15 protein-coding genes and 1 tRNA gene are annotated in these 20,119 nt (G+C 43.9%); 15 read left to right on the top strand and 1 reads right to left on the bottom strand.

From position 1 onward, the window contains the following. The first annotated feature begins 3 nt into the window (after positions 1-3). The 7 genes from pal (at position 4) to H735_RS25705 (ending at position 5,942) form a co-directional block, all read left to right on the top strand. Positions 4-525, top strand: a complete 522-nt coding sequence (pal, locus tag H735_RS25735) for a peptidoglycan-associated lipoprotein Pal (protein ID WP_005441714.1) — start codon at positions 4-6, stop codon at positions 523-525. A 15-nt stretch (positions 526-540) separates the two neighbouring features. Continuing rightward, entirely contained in the window at positions 541-1,296 is a 756-nt protein-coding gene (gene ybgF, locus H735_RS25730; protein ID WP_020195628.1) for a tol-pal system protein YbgF, read from the top strand. 243 nt (positions 1,297-1,539) lie between these two features. Beyond that, positions 1,540-2,601: a quinolinate synthase NadA gene (gene nadA / locus H735_RS25725; RefSeq protein WP_005441719.1), complete on the top strand. Its 1,062-nt coding sequence runs from the start codon at positions 1,540-1,542 to the stop codon at positions 2,599-2,601. 131 nt (positions 2,602-2,732) lie between these two features. Then, on the top strand, positions 2,733-3,776 hold the full coding sequence (locus H735_RS25720) for a potassium channel family protein (RefSeq protein WP_020195629.1): 1,044 nt from the start codon (positions 2,733-2,735) through the stop codon (positions 3,774-3,776). After that, positions 3,776-4,192: a DUF350 domain-containing protein gene (locus H735_RS25715; RefSeq protein ID WP_005441732.1), complete on the top strand. Its 417-nt coding sequence runs from the start codon at positions 3,776-3,778 to the stop codon at positions 4,190-4,192. The genes H735_RS25720 and H735_RS25715 overlap by 1 nt, the downstream gene beginning before the upstream one ends. 8 nt (positions 4,193-4,200) lie before the next feature. After that, on the top strand, positions 4,201-4,770 hold the full coding sequence (locus tag H735_RS25710) for a DUF1190 domain-containing protein (RefSeq protein ID WP_020195630.1): 570 nt from the start codon (positions 4,201-4,203) through the stop codon (positions 4,768-4,770). Positions 4,771-4,775: 5 nt separating this feature from the next. Beyond that, positions 4,776-5,942, top strand: coding sequence for a glutathionylspermidine synthase family protein (locus H735_RS25705; RefSeq protein ID WP_020195631.1), 1,167 nt, complete (start codon positions 4,776-4,778; stop codon positions 5,940-5,942). 67 nt (positions 5,943-6,009) lie between these two features. On the opposite strand, the gene H735_RS25700 is transcribed toward H735_RS25705, so the two are convergent. Continuing rightward, a complete protein-coding gene (locus H735_RS25700; RefSeq protein ID WP_020195632.1) occupies positions 6,010-6,621 on the bottom strand; it encodes a YecA/YgfB family protein in 612 nt (203 codons plus the stop codon). A gap of 53 nt (positions 6,622-6,674) precedes the next feature. Here H735_RS25700 and H735_RS25695 point away from each other — a divergent pair, with 53 nt between their 5' ends. From H735_RS25695 to H735_RS25660, 8 genes are all read left to right on the top strand, one after another. Next, positions 6,675-9,095, top strand: coding sequence for a hybrid sensor histidine kinase/response regulator (locus H735_RS25695; RefSeq protein WP_020195633.1), 2,421 nt, complete (start codon positions 6,675-6,677; stop codon positions 9,093-9,095). A 437-nt stretch (positions 9,096-9,532) separates the two neighbouring features. Continuing rightward, complete coding sequence (locus H735_RS25690; protein WP_005441741.1) at positions 9,533-9,982, top strand: L-alanine exporter AlaE; 450 nt, start codon at positions 9,533-9,535, stop codon at positions 9,980-9,982. Between the two features lie 144 nt (positions 9,983-10,126). Beyond that, positions 10,127-10,214, top strand: a tRNA-Ser gene (locus tag H735_RS25685). A 312-nt stretch (positions 10,215-10,526) separates the two neighbouring features. Then, the gene (locus tag H735_RS25680) at positions 10,527-11,750 is read left to right on the top strand and encodes a tyrosine-type recombinase/integrase (RefSeq protein WP_020195634.1); all 1,224 of its coding nucleotides are present in this window, start codon (positions 10,527-10,529) and stop codon (positions 11,748-11,750) included. Positions 11,751-12,037: 287 nt separating this feature from the next. Further along, on the top strand, positions 12,038-14,890 hold the full coding sequence (locus tag H735_RS25675; RefSeq protein ID WP_020195635.1) for an HD domain-containing phosphohydrolase: 2,853 nt from the start codon (positions 12,038-12,040) through the stop codon (positions 14,888-14,890). Positions 14,891-14,994: 104 nt separating this feature from the next. Further along, entirely contained in the window at positions 14,995-16,638 is a 1,644-nt protein-coding gene (locus tag H735_RS25670) for an ABC transporter transmembrane domain-containing protein (RefSeq protein ID WP_020195636.1), read from the top strand. After that, positions 16,635-18,776, top strand: coding sequence for an ABC transporter transmembrane domain-containing protein (locus H735_RS25665; protein WP_020195637.1), 2,142 nt, complete (start codon positions 16,635-16,637; stop codon positions 18,774-18,776). Before H735_RS25670 ends, H735_RS25665 begins: the two co-directional genes overlap by 4 nt. After that, the gene (locus tag H735_RS25660) at positions 18,769-20,082 is read left to right on the top strand and encodes an HlyD family type I secretion periplasmic adaptor subunit (protein WP_020195638.1); all 1,314 of its coding nucleotides are present in this window, start codon (positions 18,769-18,771) and stop codon (positions 20,080-20,082) included. The genes H735_RS25665 and H735_RS25660 overlap by 8 nt, the downstream gene beginning before the upstream one ends. Positions 20,083-20,119 lie beyond the last annotated feature (37 nt).

Here is a 20,119-nt window from a genome sequence, read left to right as displayed (position 1 = left end):
AAGATGCAACTGAACAAGGTTCTAAAAGGGCTACTAATCGCGATTCCTGTGATGGCTATGACAGCATGTAGCTCAAGCGATGACGCAGCTTCTAACACGGGTGCTGAGACAAACACTGGTGCAGCAGAAACTACAGTAGTTACTCCGATCGATCCAAACAGCCAGCTAACAGAGCAAGAGCTAAAAGAGCAAGCGCTACGTGAAACTCAAACAATCTACTTCGCATTTGATAACTCTACAATTGCTGGTGATTACGAAGAGATGCTAGCGGCTCACGCTTCTTACCTTAGCAAGAACCCTGCTCTTAAAGTAACGATCGAAGGTCACGCAGATGAGCGCGGTACTCCTGAGTACAACATCGCTCTAGGTGAGCGTCGTGCAGAAGCAGTATCAAACTACCTACAAGCACTAGGTGTTCAAGCTGATCAAATCTCTATCGTTAGCTACGGTGAAGAGAAGCCACTTCTTCTAGGTCAATCTGAAGATGTTTACGCTAAGAACCGTCGTGCGGTTCTAGTATACTAATTCGAGGTAAACCTCATGTTCAGTAACACTAAGCGCGCTGTTACGCTTACGTTACTGGCAAGTGCAGCGAACTTCGCGTTCGCTGCACCAGCTCCAGTATCAGATCTCAACAGCACATCATCAGTATCTACTCGATCTTCTTCCGAAAGCGACATCGAGCGTTTAGAGCGCTTGTTGCAAAACCGCAACCGCGTTCAGCTTCAAATGCAAGAGCAAGTTGACCAAATGGCACAAGAGATCAGTGATCTACGTGGTCAATTAGAGCGCAACAACTACGAGATGCAGCAAATGCTTAAGCGTCAACGTGAGTTATTTGTGGAGCTTGATCGAGTGCGTGGCGAAATGAAAGCCGCACCTGTTAAAGAAACCAAACCAGCGGAAACTGGCGGTAAGTACACATCGAATGCCGATGAACAAACGGCTTACCAAGACGCGGTGGATTTAATCCTTAAAAAACGCGACTACACTGGTGCGATTGCTGCATTCCAACAGTTCCAAAAGGACTATCCTGATTCAACATATTCAGCGAACTCACATTACTGGCTAGGTCAGTTGTACTTCGCGAAGAAACAGGACAAAGATGCAGTGAAGAGCTTTGCTGCCGTGGTTTCTTACAAAGATTCCAACAAGCGTGCAGATGCGTTGGTTAAATTAGGTGATATCGCTGAGCGTAACAACAATGACGCACAAGCGAAGAAGTACTATCAGCAAGTGGTCGACGAGTACCCAGGCAGCGCCTCGGCGAAAGTTGCAAGCTCTAAGCTGAAGTAACGACGCCTAAGCAATATCAAGATGATTAAAAAGGGAGCCTCGGTTCCCTTTTTCTTTGCATTGGCTTTACGACTTTAAAAGAAGAATGATTCATGCAACGAATGTTCATGAACAACAATTAGAATTGTTACTTACAACAAAGATATACGGCTAGACTGCTATAAATTCCGGTTACGGGTTGGTTTTTGAAAATCAACAAGGTTACAATACTCGGATTAAAGGAAGTTGCGTAGAGCAAGAGCAATGAGCCACATATTAGATAAAATCGACACAGTTTACCCATTCCCACCAAAACCAATCCCATTAAGCCAAGAAGAAAAAGCCGATTACATCGAGCGAATCAAAAAGCTGCTTAAAGAAAAAGACGCGGTACTTATCGCCCACTACTATACCGATCCTGAGATCCAAGCTCTGGCTGAAGAGACCGGCGGTTTTGTTGGTGATTCGCTAGAAATGGCAAAGTTTGGTAACCGTCATCCAGCAAGTACGCTGATCATTGGTGGTGTTCGCTTTATGGGTGAGTCTGCGAAGATCCTGACACCAGAAAAGCGCATTCTAATGCCAACGCTAGAAGCAGAATGTTCACTTGATCTTGGTTGCCCTGCGGATAAGTTCAGCGAGTTCTGTGATGCGCACCCAGACCACACGGTTGTGGTTTACGCAAACACATCTGCAGCGGTAAAAGCGCGCGCTGATTGGGTAGTTACATCAAGCATCGCTCTAGAGATTGTTGAACACCTAGACGCAGAAGATAAGCCAATCATCTGGGGGCCTGACCGTCACCTAGGTTCTTACATCGCAAACAAAACTGGCGCAGACATGTTGCTATGGCAAGGTGAGTGTGTGGTTCACGATGAGTTCTCTGCAGATGCGCTACGCAAGATGAAGAGTGTTTACCCAGACGCGGCAATCCTAGTGCACCCAGAGTCTCCAGCGAGTGTGGTTGAACTAGCTGATGCGGTTGGTTCTACGAGTCAGCTAATTAAGGCAGCGAAAGAGCTTCCTCATCAACAAATGATCGTTGCGACTGACAAAGGCATCTTCTTCAAGATGCAGCAGCTAGTGCCAGAGAAAGAATTGATTGAAGCACCAACGGCAGGCGCAGGCGCAACATGTCGCAGCTGTGCACACTGTCCTTGGATGGCGATGAACGGTCTTAAAGCGATTGAAAAAGCACTGAATGAAGGTGGTGCAGAGCACGAAATCTTCGTTGATGAAGCGCTGCGTGTGAAATCACTTATCCCACTAAACCGCATGCTAGATTTTGCTGAGCAGTTGAACATGCAAGTGAAAGGTAACGCTTAATCTTTCCGTTATTTAGACTGCGGTTTGTTAAGACAAATCTCAAAAACCAGCCGAATATGGCTGGTTTTTTTGTTTCTTACAATCAATAGGTTAGTATTTAGTTATAGCAATCAGAAAGGAATCGGACACTTATGGCTGTATGGCTAGTACTGAAAAAGTGGTTTAGTGCTCACCTTTTTAAATTGAGCAACCGAAACCTACTCGTCATTAGTGGCGCATACATTGCCATCTCATGGTCGTTGCTGACTCTCGCCGGAGAGCATGCTCTGACTGATAACTTCTCTAACTTCATTTACTACCTCATGGTGACTGCTTCAACGGTTGGTTATGGCGACTTATCACCCTCAAGTGATATGGGTAAGTGGATTGTGGTGTTGTTTATTATCCCGGGTGGTTTGAGTTTATTTGCAGCCATTTTGGGACGAGTGGCGGGCGGTGCTATTGATTATTGGCGAGCAGGCATACTAGGGAAACGGAGAGTAAGAGTGGAAAACCATATCGTATTACTGGGTTGGAATGGCGCACGTACCATGCATCTGATCCGTATGTTGCAACATGAAGAACACGGCAAACGTTCAATCGTTTTGTGTAGTCGTTCAGACATTGAAAACCCACTACCGGGTGAGATTGGTTTTATCAAGGTGAACAGTTACACCGACGCGCAAGAGATGAAGAATGCCAATATCATCGGAGCCAACTGTATCATTGTTGATAATCTCACCGATGATATTACGCTCTCAGCCGCCTTGTATTGTGCCTCTGTGAATCCTGATGCACACTTACTTGCCTATTTTAAAGATGATGCTTTGGGTCGCTTACTTAGTCAGCATTGTCCTAAAGCAGAGTGTATTCCTGCAGTCGGTGCAGAGATGCTTGCTAAAGCGGCAGTGGATCCGGGTTCCAGTGCATTGCACCAAGAGTTACTCGCTTCGACACGCGGTATGACTCAGTACTCTGTGATTTACCCTGACGATCAACCAACCACGAATGTTGAAACGATCTTTGGTTTTATTAAGAAGCATCATCAAGCGACGTTGATCGCCTTCGATCTTGGCAGTGGTATTGAGCTCAACCCTGAACTTAGCGCTCAAGTGCCGCCAAACACCAAACTGTTTTATATTGCCGACGAGCGAATTGATGATTTCGCTTGGACAGACATGAACAAGGACAAATAATGCATATGATTGCCGACCTGTTGGCAGGTTTCCCTAACTTTCTTCTCTATTTTTCGGTGTCGATTATTTTCGTACTGGCGTTCAAATTCATCTACGTCAAACTGACACCATACGATGAATGGCATTTGATCAAAGAAGAAAAGAACACTGCCGCTGCCGTTGCATTAAGCGGTGCTTTTCTAGGCTACTGTCTTGCGATTGCAGGTGCTGCGACTAACTCAGTCAACATCGTCGACTTCATGGTATGGGGCGTAGTAGCCATGCTCGCGCAGATCATCGCATTCGGTATCGTGCGCTTCATTCTTTTGCCAAAAGTCTCAGAGCGTATTGAGAACGATGAAGTACCAGCGGGCATTGTTCTGGCTGCTGTTTCGGTATCTGTCGGCGTGCTGAACGCGGCTTGTATGACGTATTAGGAGGAGCGATGAAACGCAGTTCTAACGTCAAACGTTCTTCAATGGACAAAAGCTTTAAAGTCGGACGAATCATTCCATTCGTCGCTTTTGGTGGCATCTTTTTTCTGGCAACGCATGAGTCGAAAACCGAAGGCTATATCTATGCCGATGCGGATGAATGTAAATCGGACGCGCCAGAGTTCAGCGAACAATGTGAAATCGCTTACCAAGAAGCAATGGCGAGAGCGGAAGAAAACGCACCGCGCTACAACAATGAGTTCGAATGTGAAGACGATTTCTACGAAGACGATTGTTATTACAGCTCACGCCACCGTTCTTACGTACCGTTTGTGGGGGGCTACTTTTTCAGCCGCGCAGTGAGTGGTTTGAGTGGATACAACAAAAGCTATTACTCAGAGCCGATGTATCGCTACAAGTCTAAGTATTACAACGGTGCAGGGCAGTTCTACGGTTCTTACCGTAATCAATCCACCAAAGTCGCGACAAGTAACCTAAACAAGCGAGGCGGCGGTACGATTGGCCGTGCCATGTCCCGAGGCGGATTTGGCAAAGCGGTATCAGTGAGCCGTGGCGCTTAACAACGATGTTTCGACGAGAAATACAAGAAAGAGAAAACTGGCGTGAATTGGCACGCCAGTTTGGTTTTGGCTTTCATTCAATGTATGACCAACCGTACTGGGATGAGAGTGCTTACTATCAGTTTTCCCTTTCGCAAATAGAGCAAGATATTGAAGCGCCAACAGAGGAGCTTCATCAAATGTGCCTTGAAATCGTGGATCAAGTGGTCAGAAGTGAGCGATTACTGACTCAATGCGCCATTCCTGAAGCCATGTGGTCACAAGTTGCTTCTTCTTGGCAGCGAAGAGAACCTTCTCTCTATTCGAGAATGGACTTTGCGTACAACGGTTCCTCCCCTGCAAAGTTATTAGAAAACAACGCAGATACGCCAACGTCGCTGTTTGAGACTGGCTTTTGGCAGTGGGTGTGGCTAGAAGATATCGTCAACAAAGGCCGTATCCACCAAAGTGCGGATCAGTTTAATATTCTGCAAGATTTCCTTATTGAGCGCTTCGCTGACATTGCCAAACTGCAACCGGGACAAACGCTGCACTTTAGTTGTTGTAAATACACCGAAGAAGACAAAGGCATAGTGCAATATCTAGAAGATTGCGCTCGTGAAGCAGGGCTAGCAACCGCATTTGTTTTTGTTGAAGACATTGGCGTAACAGAAGACGGACAGTTTGTGGATGCTGATGACCGAGCGATTCGCTGGATGTTTAAACTCTATCCTTGGGAATTTATGTTCGAAGAAGAATACAGCCAGTATTTAGCAACATCCAGCGTAAACTGGTTAGAGCCGATGTGGAAGTCGATTCTTTCCAATAAAGCCTTGTTGCCGTTGCTTTGGGAGCGTTTTCCAAATCATCCTAATCTCCTGCCTGCATATTTTGCCAACGATCCAAAAGCGAGCCGTTTGAAAGACTATGTCATTAAGCCGCTGTTTTCTCGCGAAGGCGCGAACATAGAGATCGTCAAAAATGGACAGCGTTTGGTGAAAACTCCTGGGCCGTACGAATCGAGTCAAAACATCGTTCAGCAATATCATCCGCTACCCAAGTTTGGCCAAAGCCATACGCTCATTGGCAGTTGGCTCGTGAATGACAAAGCTGCGGGGATTTCGATTCGAGAAGACAGCAGTTTAGTTACTCAAGATATGGCGCGCTATATTCCTCACGTTATTCTTGATTGATCAAAAAAGCTCTCCGGTGTGGAGAGCTTTTTCAGAATATGTCGTCTGTTTTAGCTGAGCAGAGCGTTTACTCTTCTTCTGCTAGCATAACACCGCGTTGAGTCAGGCCGCCAAGCATCATTGGCATCGCATTGAAGATTTCTTCAAACTGCTCAAGACCTTCCATACCTTGTTCTGCAAGTGTTGCGATAGTCGTTTCTGGATCGTAAAGCATGGTGAGAGAAAGCAGAACACCACCTAGAAGAGCACTGTCTTCGCTATCTGCTGGCATTAAGTTTTCCCAATCATCACGAGTAATTTGCCAGCCTTGAAGTACACCTTCACAGAAATCGCGAGTGTTTGCTGACACGATATCTTGATCATCTAGCTCGCAACCTTCAGGCCATTGCCACGCACCTTCTAGAAGTGCTGGGCGAGTTTGGTTCCACATTTGAACGATTTCATCAATGTACTGTTCTAGTTGCTCACCATCAGAGAAAGGTGCAGTTTCTTCACCGCCCCATAGGAATGGCAGCCACTCTTGAGGATTCAACACGTTTGGCGCACACGCCATAGACGTTACAAAGCCTTGAGTTTTCGCTAGGTTTAGTAGTTTTCCATCAAGTTCTGGAAGAGAAAGGATGTCTTGTAGTTTCAAAATAGAATACCATTTGTTAATGGGCTGGTTGGTTGCGCTCATATTACCAATCAATTATTGATAAATCGATATTAGGGAATGATTCGTCTACATCTATGGAAATTCGTTCGTCACTCAGAAAAAAAAGCATTCTCGCCCTAACGCTTTATTTGTGCTTTTTCATCGCGACCATTGGTTCTGTTGTGTACCTTGTGGTTGAGCCTCCAGTGCGTGAAAAACTCGAACGTAATCTGGATCTGCGTACCCAATTGCTTGCCTCACAGATAGAAGGGCCTCTGACGAGTTCGGTTGGACTCTTGAATAGCTTAGTGGGGTTAGGGCAGACACCAACGCCAAGTATTTCACTTCAAGATACCATCCCACAATTACTCGCAGTCAGTGACGACATCATTGTGAGTGGTGGTTTATGGCCAAAACCGATACTTAAAGATGAACGCTGGCAATACACGAGCTTGTTTTTCAATAAGAATGAAAACGGCAGTCTTGACCAAATTCACTCTTACAATAACCCAGAATCCGGTGGCTACGACAATGAGCCTTGGTACCAATCTGTAGTAAACCAGCCCGCAGGATCAGTCAGTTGGTCTGGCGTGTATATCGATACCTTCACTCAGGTACAGATGATCACCGCTTCAGCGCCTTACTATAAAGATGGCGTTTTTGCTGGCGTCGCAACCGTAGACTTATCTTTAGAGGCCTTATTCCAGTTCATTCGTGAGCATACTAACCAATACTCATTGGGCGTTGTGATTCGTGATGCTGATGACCAAGTTGTTATTGAGCACAACTTCCAACTCACCAAAGACATATACATTAGCCAGTTAGGCTTTGGTGGTTTTGATTGGCGCATGGACGTGGTCAACGCGAAAGTCAAAGTATCTGACCAAGTCTTTAATCAGGTAATGAGTGTCGAGACCGGCATCATCCCATTTTTGCTTCTGTGTGTGCTGGTGGGTTACTACCTGTTAAACCGATACATCGTTGAGCCCATCGTACGTATCGCTCAGAAAGTGGATGACTCCAAAACTGGTGGCATCATCGATATTGCCTATGACAGTGAAGACGAGATTGGCCACCTGATCACCAAGTTCAACGAGAAAACCATTTACCTTGAGCGTGAGAGAGTAAAAGCCCAAGCGTCCACCAATGCGAAAACGGCTTTCCTAGCAACTTTGTCTCATGAAATTCGAACACCGATGAATGGTGTGCTGGGAACCGCCCAAATCTTGTTGAAGACCCAACTGACGGATGAACAAAGAAAGCATCTCAACACCTTGTATGATTCAGGCGACCATATGATGACGTTGCTCAATGAGATCCTTGATTATTCGAAGATCGAGCAGGGGCACATTGAGCTGGATAACACGCCTTTCCCAATTGAATCGATCCTCGGCAGTATCAACAGTGTTTATCACACCTTATGTGCTGAAAAAGGTCTGCAATTCCGCATAATTTCGAATGTGCCTGAAGGTCGTTGGTACAACAATGACAAAGCACGTTTGCGACAAGTGTTATTTAACTTGCTCAACAACGCTGTGAAATTCACAGACCGAGGCTTTGTCGAAGTCGAGTTGGCAGAGCATGTACACAAAGACAAAACCAAGCTGACCATCAGTGTGAAAGATACCGGTATCGGCATCAATCCAGACGCGCAAAAGCGCATTTTCAGACCGTTTGAACAAGCAGAGTCTTCTACGACTCGACGTTTTGGCGGCACAGGTTTGGGGCTTGCGATTGTGAAGCAAATTTCTGAACATATGGGCGGAGGCATTACAGTACAAAGCCAAGAGTGCATTGGCACCAAGTTTGTTGTTGAACTGGAACTCAATCCGTGTGAAGCGGGTATCTTGGAATCAACCAATACACATAAGCTTGATTGCCAAGGATTACGCGCGCTTATCGTAGAAGATAACCGCACCAACACCATTATTATGGAGACCTTCTTACGGTCGAAAGGTTTTGTGTGTGTTTGTGTTGAGAACGGGCAGCAAGCGGTGGAACAGGTAACAAAGCAAGAGTTCGATTTGGTCTTAATGGATAACCACATGCCAGTGCTCGATGGAGTGGGTGCCATTGCCGTCATTCGCTCTATGGATACGCCGGCAAGTTCTGTGCTGATCTTTGGTTGTACTGCCGATGTATTCAAAGAGACACAAGAGCGCATGCTTGACGTGGGTGCCAACCATATTATTGCCAAACCTATTGTTGAATCTGAGCTTGATGATGCCTTGTACCGACACGCTTCATTGCTTTATCAGTATCAAGATAAAAAGAGTGACGAGCAGCCTAAACCACAAAATGCAGAGGCACTACTGCTGAACTTCTATATGGCGCTAGATGACGACAATTTGGAACAGGCAATGTCAACGCTCTCTCATATTTTTGAGAGTGTACAGCCAACTGTCTCAGACGAGCTAAACAAGGTTATCCAGCGTATCGAGGGTTATTTAAGTAAAGCGCTCGCTCCTGAACAAGAAGATATCGACAAACTGACTATGCTGCTCGCTGATCAATAGTCTATTCATTTCGACAAAGTGGTGCGGGCGTTTGTCTGCACTACTTTTGGCTTCTTTCCATCTTCCCAACTTTACAAACTTCGCGTTTACTCTGAATTTACTCTCCCAAGTAGCATAAGCTGATCTTTTTGAAATTCACTTACCAGATATTCCTCTGGTTTTTTGTGTTTTTGCGCGAGCTAAGTCGTTTGTTGGTAAATAAATTACGTTTTTAAACTTCATTTTAGGTCAATTCAAGGCGGTTTTTACTGATTCTGGTGAAAGCTGCTACTTTTAACCTTAAAGTTGGTTATTAATTTACAACTGATAATTAATAACGGAATCATAAACTGAAAATCTTATGGTCTAATAGCGCCATTGACTGCTATGTGGTTTTAAATGCAGTAAATGATTTTATAGATGTCGTTTTTATTGGTATTTGATTTTAGAGGTTGTAAATGAAGTCTCGTGGACCATTTTGTATTCGCAATGCCGCAGCGGATACCTTTGCTATGGTGGTTTTTTGTTTTATCACAGGGATGATTATCGAGATCTTGATTTCGGGTATGACGTTTGAGCAGTCTTTAGCATCACGCACGTTGTCTATCCCGGTAAACATCGCGATTGCATGGCCTTACGGTATGTTCCGTGATTGGGTATTGCGCCAAGGTAACAAACTGTCACCTTCTTCGTTTATGAAGAACGTGTCTGACTTGGTGGCGTACGTATTGTTCCAATCTCCAGTCTACGCGGGCATTTTGTTAGCTGTAGGCGCGTCTACTGACCAAATCATCACGGCAGTAGCGAGTAACGCAGTTGTGTCTTGTGGTATGGGTGTACTTTACGGTTACTTCCTCGATCAGTGCCGCCGTTGGTTCCGCGTTCCTGGTTACTATCAAGAAGCATAATTGCCCCTGTTTTATGCAATTTAGCTAGATAGTGAGCAAACAAACGCAAAAGGGCGCTTTTTTTCGTGTTTAGCCTTGACCATCAGGCACATAATCATTAAATTAGCGCCTCGTTAGCCAATGATGCTAACCACAATTTGATTCGGTGAGTTGTCCGAGTGGCTGAAGGAGCACGCCTGGAAAGTGTGTATACGGCAACGTATCGAGAGTTCGAATCTCTCACTCACCGCCACATTCATGAAAAAAGACGTCCTAGGACGTCTTTTTTTATATCAAAATCAAATTCTTACCTCTCAATAATGTCCACATCTCTCAATAAAATCCAGCGCCTAGACGTATAAGGGAATGTATAGTTAACTTATCCCTGCCGGCACCGTTATACATTTTCGTTAAAAAGTCACAGTACGCTTCAGTAGATCGAAAGATATCCTCTTCTCGGTAACTGTATGGATGAAAAAGCTTTTTCATGAAAAATGTATATCAACTCTAAAGCCAGATTTGGCTTCCAAAAATCTATACATTTTTGATTAGAAGTGAGGGTGTTATGCGCACAAAATTGACTGCGAAAGGCGTCGAAAAAGCAAAGGTTGCAAATGGAAAAACGATGCAACGTTTTCATGATGGCCAAGGTTTATATTTGTCGGTTCGTAAGTCCGGAACAAAAGCATGGGAATTGAGATTTACCAAACCAGATGGTCGAGGATCGAATCTAGGGTTAGGTAAATATCCAGAGGTAAGTCTACTCGAAGCAAGAAAGCTAGCAGCAGAATTTCGCAAATTGAGAGCGCAGGGAAAAGATCTCGCAGTCGAACATAAAAAAAAGAAGTTGGAAGTAAAACGTCAAGCCTGCAACACGGTAAGAAAAATCGGAGAGTTGTGGTTAGAAACTGCGGCTAGTCGAGTGGCCAAGAAAACGGCTGAGGGTTACCGACAAAAACTAAACTTACATATCTACCCCAAGCTCGGTGACGTGCCAGTCAAAGAGATTAGAGCTTCAATGTGGATTGATGCAATGCGACCTCTTGAGAGAAAAGGTAAGTTAGAAACCGTTGTTCGGACTACTGCTTTATTTCGTCGTATCATGAACTTTGCTGTAAATAATGATTATATTCACAACAATCCTATTGGCTCTATGAGTGATGTGTTTAAAAAGCCTAAGAGAGGCAACTTCGCTTGTATTGATATTAAAGAGCTTCCTACTCTGCTGACGATGGTCGTTCAATCTACCATGCGACCTGCAAACAAGTTATTGTTTGAGTTTCAGCTACATACATTGACCCGTTCCAATGAATCAACAGGAGCTAGGTGGGAAGAGTTTTCTTTCGAGGAAAAAGTTTGGTATCTGCCAGCTGAAAGGGCGAAGAATAGGCTGATGCACAAAATACCAATGACACCAGAGGTGATCTCGATACTAAAAGCCGCCAAGAGCCTTAGTCGCGGTAGTGAATATGTTTTTCCTTCCAGAACTTCATTAAAAAAGCCAGTTCATAGCGAAACGATCAATGCAGCGTTTAAGCGCTTGGGCTTGTCGGGGAAGATGACATCTCATGGTACTCGATCTCTGGGAAGTACGATTCTATATGAAAGGACGGATTTCGAATCTGTCGTAATTGAGGCTTTGCTATCACATACGGATCGAGATGGGGTTCGTGATGCCTATAATCGGAATAAGTTCTTTGAGAAGAGAAGAGCGGCGTTAGAGTGGTGGAGTAAGCATATTGTTGGATTAACGAATGGCCTGTCTAGCTACTCGACAATAGAATTGTAGTGACGTTAGTTTGTTAAATGAAGGTAAATGCATGTCTAGATGTTAGCTTGTGGTTGGTTAGACGGATGATAGTTTAACTCTCTACAGGCGGTTTCCAATCACGCGGAGTAGAGAAAACACATTCGTCTATCATCTCGACATGTATCGTGTGGAATTGTCGTAAGAAGAAATGAGGAGAGTGGTACTCTCGGACCTATGAGACATGAGATAACAAAGAAAATATACTATTAATCCAATTAGATACTATTGTTTTATAAGCAGGTGATCGTCTAGTTGGGTAAACAATAATGAAAAAAAGTACAAAGGCTCTACCGATACATATACACCTTACGGTGATAATCCTTTTCATTGTTGTTATCGCATCAGGCGTTCAAATCTTTGTTACGAATAAAGGTCTCTCCACACTTATTTTAGAAGCAAACAGTAAGCTGTTTGATCGTATTGAGCTTGAGACAAGGTACAAACTTAATAGCCATTACAGTACTGCTTTCTCTGCGTTAAGTTCTTTTGCTCACAATGACAATGATAAAACAATGACTCTCGGCGAGAGAGAACGGTTATTGCCAAAGATCATTTACCTCTTAGAACAGTTCCCACACATCATTTCCTATTCTTTCTACTATCCTTCTGGTGATTTATTTAGAGTTATTCACCTCGAAAATAAAACGGTACGCCAGAACTTAGCGATTGACACAAATACTCGATACTTACTTATACAAAAGAAAGGCGGAGCACTGTATACAAAGGGGCTTGATAGTGAATTTCTAGAAATTCATTCTGTAGACTTAGATGTTGCTCCGTTATTAAGCAATACACCAAACTGGGAAAGTTTGGTTGCCAATAGTTCGAACAAGGTATCTAAGCCGATACATATTTTGGGTAAAGACTCGCTTGGTATAACGGTTTTTAGGAGGAGTCCTGGCGGCACAGTTGTTACTGCAGGAGTGTTATTGGAAGACTTGCAGTCCTCTTTAAAGGACACTCTATCGACTAATTCATCGTTGAGAGCTTTGTATAACGATGAGGGAGATATTTATGCCATGATTGCAAATCAAGGTGTGGATGAGCCCCAAAATCCTGCCATAGATGATTTGAAAAGCGATGTGCTTCTAAAGCTCTTAGATGAAGACAAAGAGCAGAGCGAAGGAGTATTGGGGGAGTTTGAATTTGATGGAGAGAGTTGGCTTGGGAAGGTTGTCACAATTAAGCCGTTGAACAGTGAGCATATTCATCTGTTAATGGCGACCAAGACTGCAGATTTATTTGACACTGGTTTACTCATCAAAAAACAAACGATTTATGCATCTCTCCTGATCCTTATTTTAATGTTGCCAGTTATTTATGTGGTATCCACATATATTTCTAAGCCCATTCAACGAGTAACAAAAAGAGCGTTAGAAATAGAACGCTTTAGGTTTGATGATACCTCTTTGGGCGATAGTGTAATTCGAGAAATTCATGAACTCAATCATGCTCAAATGTCGACGCAAGAAACGATCAAGCAGTTTATTTCTCTAACAAACAACATTGCGAGACAAGAAAACCTAGACGAGATGCTTAGTTTAGTGTGTCGAGATACTGCTCACGCTGTTGGCGCCAATGGCGTATTTCTCTACTTGTTAGATGTTGAGGCAAAAAGCTTAGTTCCAAAGTTCATCTGGTGGGAAGGTATTGAAGATGACAAGTTACAAGCTAAGAATGTGCCAGTATCAGATGCAAGTCGTTTTATTCAAGAGATATTTATTGCAAAGAAACCTGCTATTTTCAATGTCAACGAGCTTCCTCGAATTGATCTTCAATGGGATAAGGGAGACAACGGAGAAATTATTTGTATACCGCTTTCATCACGTTCAGGAGAGGTCATCGGTTCTTTTGGTGTTTTGTATGAGAATGGTAGAGCCGAAGAACATTATGAACAGTATGCTGACTACCTAAAAACGTTGTTAGGTTTTACATCAGTTGCGATAGAAACACACAACATGCTTGATGACCAAAAAGCATTGTTAGACTCCTTTATTCAAGTATTTGCTGGATCTTTAGATAAAAAGTCTCCGTACACAGGGAATCATTGCCAAAGAGTGCCAATCATTACGCAATGGTTAACGCAGGCTGCACAAGAATCTGAGAACGAAATATTTCGCCACTTTAATCTCACTTCAAAACAATGGGATGAACTCAACATGGCGAGCTGGTTACACGATTGTGGCAAGATAACAACACCAGAATATGTCGTAGATAAGGCTACGAAACTAGAAACTATTTATGATCGTATTCACGAGATACGGATGCGTTTTGAAGTTCTAAAAAGGGAGAGTGAAATAAGCTTACTCAAGGAAAATATAGCCCAACTGCCGGATGAGTTTAACGAACGATTAAAGCAACGTCATTTAGAAATTGATGATGACTTTGAGTTTATTGCAAGTCTCAACCTAGGAAGTGAGTTTGTTAATGAGGAAGCTCTTAAGCGTCTAAATGAAATTGCAGCGAAAACTTGGACTAGAACCCTAAATAATACCATTGGTATTTCTTGGGCTGAAAGGCAACGCTATACAGAAGAGTACGAACTTCCAGTTAAAGAGCCGTTGTTGAGTGATCGCCCAGAACACCTAGTCCCTTGGGATTTTCCTCCCACCAACGAAGAGCGATTTACTCTGAAGCCTACAGTTCACCAAGCTAATTTAGGCGAGGTATACAACTTATCTATTCAACGAGGAACCCTGACCAATGAGGAAAGGTTCATCATTAACGATCATATCATTCAAACTATCAAGATCCTTGAGTCTCTTCCTTTTCCAAAACACATGAGTAATGTGTCAAAGATCGCTGGTGGGCACCATGAAAAAATAGATGGGACTGGCTATCCAATGGGGCTCAAAGGTGAAGAGATGCCAATTACAGCAAAAATTATGGCAATCGCAGATGTATTTGAGGCTCTAACCAGTGCTGACCGACCTTACAAAAAGGCGAAGTCATTGTCGGAATCTATTCGAATTATGAGCTTTATGGTGGAAGACAACCATCTAGATAGAGATTTGTTCGAATTATTTCTTACTTCTGGCGTGTATAAACGCTTTGCTGTTGAATTTATGGCTTCAAGTCAAATTGATGCTGTAGACATTCAAAAATATATTCGAAATTAAACGAGTGATAGACCTAGTTTTTCTATTTTAAATTCAGCTTGTTATCTTGCGTATCATCAAACTGTGTACCAATCTTATTGCATAGGGAAAATAAAGGAATTGGTATGCACTCTGATACGATAAAAAACAAACGGGTAGTCAGTAAAGTATTGATGCCCTCCTTGTTGATAAATCTGCTCTCTCTGGCTGTCCCTCTCACTGTTTTACAAATATATGACCGAATCCTCCCTAACCAAAGCTATGGCACTGCCACTCTACTGCTTACAGGCGCAACGTTGGCCGTTGGTATGGAGGCTTTGATTCGGTTTGTGCGCACTTGGCTTTTGTCAGCAGCAGCTAGTAATACCGAGAATGCGACCTATCAGAGTTTGGTTGAAAAGGTCACGACGGCTTCTTCTGAGCATCTTCGTCAACTTGGGGTTGGTGGCGTTGAGGAAGGATTAGGCTCAGTTGCGAAGGTCAAAGACTGGTATTCCGGAGGGTTGCTTGCTGGATTTATTGATTTACCTTTTGCATTGATTTTCCTAGCCTTGGTGGCATATATCGGTGGAGAGTTAGTGGCAATACCTTTGGCAGTTTGGCTCATGACACTCGCTGTTGTTTGGGTATCTTCGATACGTGTAAAAAGTTTAAGCGAGGCCGCTTCGCAAGATGAGCAGGAGAGAAAAGCGTTCTTGATTCTGCTCAGTCAAACCATCCAAGGTATTAAGCGACAGGCTGTCGAATCTCGGATTTTTAATCAATTTAAGTCGCTAAATAATGTACGTTCTCAGTCTAAAGCGAGAGAAGAAGAACAGAATGCATTTGCCCAAGAATGTATACAGCTTGCAGCGTTAGCGACTTCAGTTTTATTGGTGATTACTGGTAGCTTGTGGGTGTTGGATGGCGAATTAACCACAGGTGGATTGGCGGCATGTTCCATCTTATCGGGCAGGGCCGTTGCACCTTTAAGCGCTCTAGTTGGCATTCGTATCAAGCTTAACTCTATACACAGTGCTAACCAAGCAATAGAAAAGTTGAGTAGCACGTCTGCTTCTAATTCTTCCGTTTCAGACAAAGCTCAAATTACATCCTCTGGTTTGGACAATAAGGATGGCTTTAAAGCGCTAGAAATCAAGCATGCGACCATCGAAAGGTATGGTGATCTTGTTCATTTAGATGTCACCCTTAGTAAGGGTGAATTGGTGTTGTTAGAGAGCATAGATCGTCATACCAACAGCCATTTATTGTCCTCTATTGCTGGTATTGACGATTTGAAGGCCGGTGAATGCTTTATCAATGGGGAGGCCGTCTCAATTGAATCAGTAGCCAACGTTACTGCCTATTGTGGCGTTAAAGGGCAATTGGTTTCGGGTACTATCTTGGATAACTTGTGTGGCTTTGATCCCGAGAGAACACAAAGCGCCAATGATTATGCAAAGCGCTTGGGATTAGCAAAAGAGATTACTCGTTTACCTGACGGGTTAGAGACACAGATTGGACATACGAGTGCCCCTTTGTTGAGTATGGGGAACATTAAAATGCTTAATATCGCCACTCAGCTAGCAAGTGATAAGCCCTTAATCATGTTAGAGAGACCTGATGCTTCGCTTGATCTAGATACCCTAGGGAGTCTAGTAACAGTATTAGAAGAAGAAGTGTCTGCCGGACGTACCATTTTGATGGTGAGCTATCATGAAAAACTTCGCGAATTGGCAAGCAGAACCATTACCATAGAAGGTGTAAGTCAACAGGGGGTACTCGCATGAACCGTTTAGATGCTAGTAACTGTTCAGAAACAAGTGCTCGACGAGATGCGTTGAACCATTTGGAAAGGGAAAGCCTCTCTATTCTCAGGCAGTTGGAAGTGAACGCGAATATCCAGTTGTTTGCACACCAATGGGTTGAGGAGAACGGTATAGAGTCATTAGACGAAATGTTCGCGATGTTTGATAGGCTTGCTTTGCCATATCGGCTGGTTGCCAATCTTGATGAAGTTGGTGAACACAAATTAGTCTTGCTAGTTCTTGGTGAAAATGAATTGCTCTCAGGACATGTAGAGTCGAAGCAGTTTATCTCTTCTGATGCCAATGACGACATCTCCGTCGTTCCACAATTTTGTATCGTTATAGAGGGAGCTCCATTGGAGAAGCCCTCTCCGGACTGGGTAGGAAACCGATTACATGCGTTTCGCGCTATCATTCCTAAATTGCTTCTAGTCAGCTTTATCACCAATTTATTCGCACTTGCCGTACCATTTATAACGATGTCGATCTACGACCACGTTATCGGTGGGGATGCAGGACATGAGCTACAAGGTATTGCTATTGGTGCTGCCCTGTTGTTTGTGATGATGGGGTGGTTAAGAACATTGCGCAGTCGAGTTTTTGCTTCGGTATCTAACCGAGTAAGTCGTGAGATATCTCAGTCTCTTGTTCAGCGCCTTTTAAGAAATAGTTATGCTCAGAATCAGCAAACGGCGTCTTCTAGCCAACAAAATCAAGTCATGTTGTCCGAACGTATCTCCGGTGTGTTATCAGGACCACTTGGAAATGCGCTTTTTGATCTGCCTTTTATTGTTATTTTTGTGCTTGCAATAGGGGTATTGGGTGGGTGGCTAGTGCTGGTACCAATTGTTTCTTTGATTCTTTACTACTTGTTAGCAAAACGTTCGATACGTTCAAGCAGCAAGCGCTCGATGCAGTCGACAGTTGCGGGCACTAATCGTCAAAATATGATTAATGAGTTGTCATCTAAGCTGGCTTTTATTCGTAGTGCTGGTTTATCAGAACACTGGATTCAGCGCTTTAAGAAGGCCAATCTTCTGGCTTCTACGGTGGCATTCAATCAATCGGTCCATCAGAGTCGATATACCTCTATTTATTATTTCATTGGTGTGGGTTCGACATTAGCTGTGATGGGGTTAGGCATTGGGCTTATATTTGAGCAAGTAATGACCCCTGGTGGTTTGATTGCTTCAATGATGTTGATATCAAAAGTAACGGGACCAGCACAGGTATTGGCTAACAGTGCGATGCGTTTTAATAGCTTTAATCAATCCAAATTGCAGGTGAACCGTATTTTGTCTCAGCCTTCTGAGCGTGAGTTTAGCTACCAGCATCATCCGTTGCCGAAGATTGCGCCTAATTTGAAGTTAACTCAAGTTACGTTACGGTACCCAAAGCAGAGTCGTCCCGCTTTAAATGGAGTGAGCTTTGATATTGACTCCGGTGATGTGGTGGCGATCACTGGTCCTTCTGGAAGCGGTAAATCAACACTCATTGAAGTGTTATCTGGTTTGCAGCCTATACAAAACGGTATGGTTGAGCTTGAAGGCGTTAACCTTGCGCAATATGACCCGCAGCTCTACCGCCATTGGTGCTTCATTCGCGCTGCCTATCCAGATTTGCTTACGCTGAGTATTCGAGAATGGCTAAATGATGGACATAAAGTAGAAGAGCAGAAAATGATTTCTGCGATTGAGATGGTCGGTGGACAGCGATGGCTCTCAACTTTGGCTGATGGGTTGGATACATCGATCAGTAGTATTCAACCGGATAGCATTTTTGACATGTTGTCAGGCACTGTTGCTCAAATCCTAATTGATGCAAAAGCGTTGGTGTATGACTACCCCTTGTTCTTAATGGATAACCCAGTGCCTGATGGTCATCCAAACGCCAAGCGCGTATTTGGTGAGTTTGTGAGTTCAAAAAGAGGGAAAGCGACGGTGATCTATACTTCGCATGATCCTGATTTGATTAAGCTTGCTGATAAAGTCGTAGTACTAGATGAGGGGGCCGTGGTTTATGCTGGTCCGCTGGAACAGCCTACAGAGCCTCAAGCAATTCAAGAGCAGCAGTTATCACAAGAAAAAGCAGAGTCTAAGCAAGGAGTCGCTAATGGCTAAACAACCTATCGAGACGAGCAGACGCTACGGTGAACTTGTGGAATCACAAACCACTACTCGTACATTGGCATTGGCTACGTGGTCGGTCGCCTTGTGTGTCGTTGCTTTTGTCACTTGGTCTGTGGTCACTCAAGTGGATGAAATCGCAAAAGCAAAGGGTGCGGTGATTCCTGAAGGGGAAAAGCAAGTATTGCAAAGCGCCATTGGCGGTAAGTTAAAGCAAATTCTCGTTAAAGAAGGTCAACTGGTTGAGAAAGGGCAGCCGCTTGTTGAGTTTGATGCTACCTTCCAGCGCACGGCATTAGAAGAGTTGAAATCTCAACAAGTAACCTTGCTTGCGAGTATCGAACGTATGAACGCTTTATTGGATAACCGTGAACCGAATTTTGGGGAGTTTGAAATTGATTATCCAGAGATCGTTAGCCAACAAAAAGCGCAGTTGAATGCTCAGAAAGGACTGTATTTTCAAAAGCGTATAGTTCTTGAAAAGGACAGTGAGCAGATCGCTGAGCAGCTTCGCAGTGTAGAAAAATCGTTACCTAGCTACGAGAAAGAACTTACTGCAACCAAGCAAGAATTGAATATATTGGAAAGAGGTTACAAAGCGGGAAACATCTCACGTTTGCGTGTACTTGAAATGCGCCAAAAGCTGGCCAGTATAGAACAAAAAATTGAAGAGGCTCATGGCAAAAAGTCGGTTCTGATTAAGCAAGCGGACAGTAATGAGCAGAAGATTGAACAACTTCTCGCTGAAGCGAAAGCAAAAGTGAGCGATGATCGTTCTAAAGCGGTATCTGATTTATCGGCACTGAACGCAAGAGTGCGTTCAAGCCAAGCAAAATTGACGAACACCTTGTTGGTATCGCCATTACAAGGCTTAGTACAAAGTTTACCAAGCACACAGAACGGTGGTGTTATTCAGCCCGGTGGTACAGTCGTAGAAATCGTCCCTGTTGGTGGCCAAGCCGATTTTAAGGCGCGTTTATCACCAAGAGATATTGGCTTTGTGAACGTGGGACAGCCGACTCGAATCAAGATCGACGCATTTGATTACAGTCGCTTCGGGGCGTTGAAAGGGGAGGTTGAAAGCATTTCGCCAACCACCAGTCAAAGTGAAAGAGGCGAGATCTATTATGAAGTCGTAGTATCGATTGAAACGCCATACTTCCGCGGTAACCCTGAAAGCTTTTCTATCCTTCCCGGCATGACGGGGGAGGTAGATATCACGACGGGCGAGAAGTCGGTGTTTCAATACCTTTGGAAGCCAATCTACACCAACATCAGCGTTGCATTCGGAGAAAGGTAACTCAAAGATTCACAACCGTCTCTTTGTTCAGAACGAT

The organism is Vibrio owensii CAIM 1854 = LMG 25443 (assembly GCF_000817815.1).
GTDB lineage: Bacteria > Pseudomonadota > Gammaproteobacteria > Enterobacterales > Vibrionaceae > Vibrio > Vibrio owensii.
The sequence above is the reverse complement of the archived record's forward strand: the minus strand, read 5'-3'. Positions and strand labels throughout refer to the sequence as shown.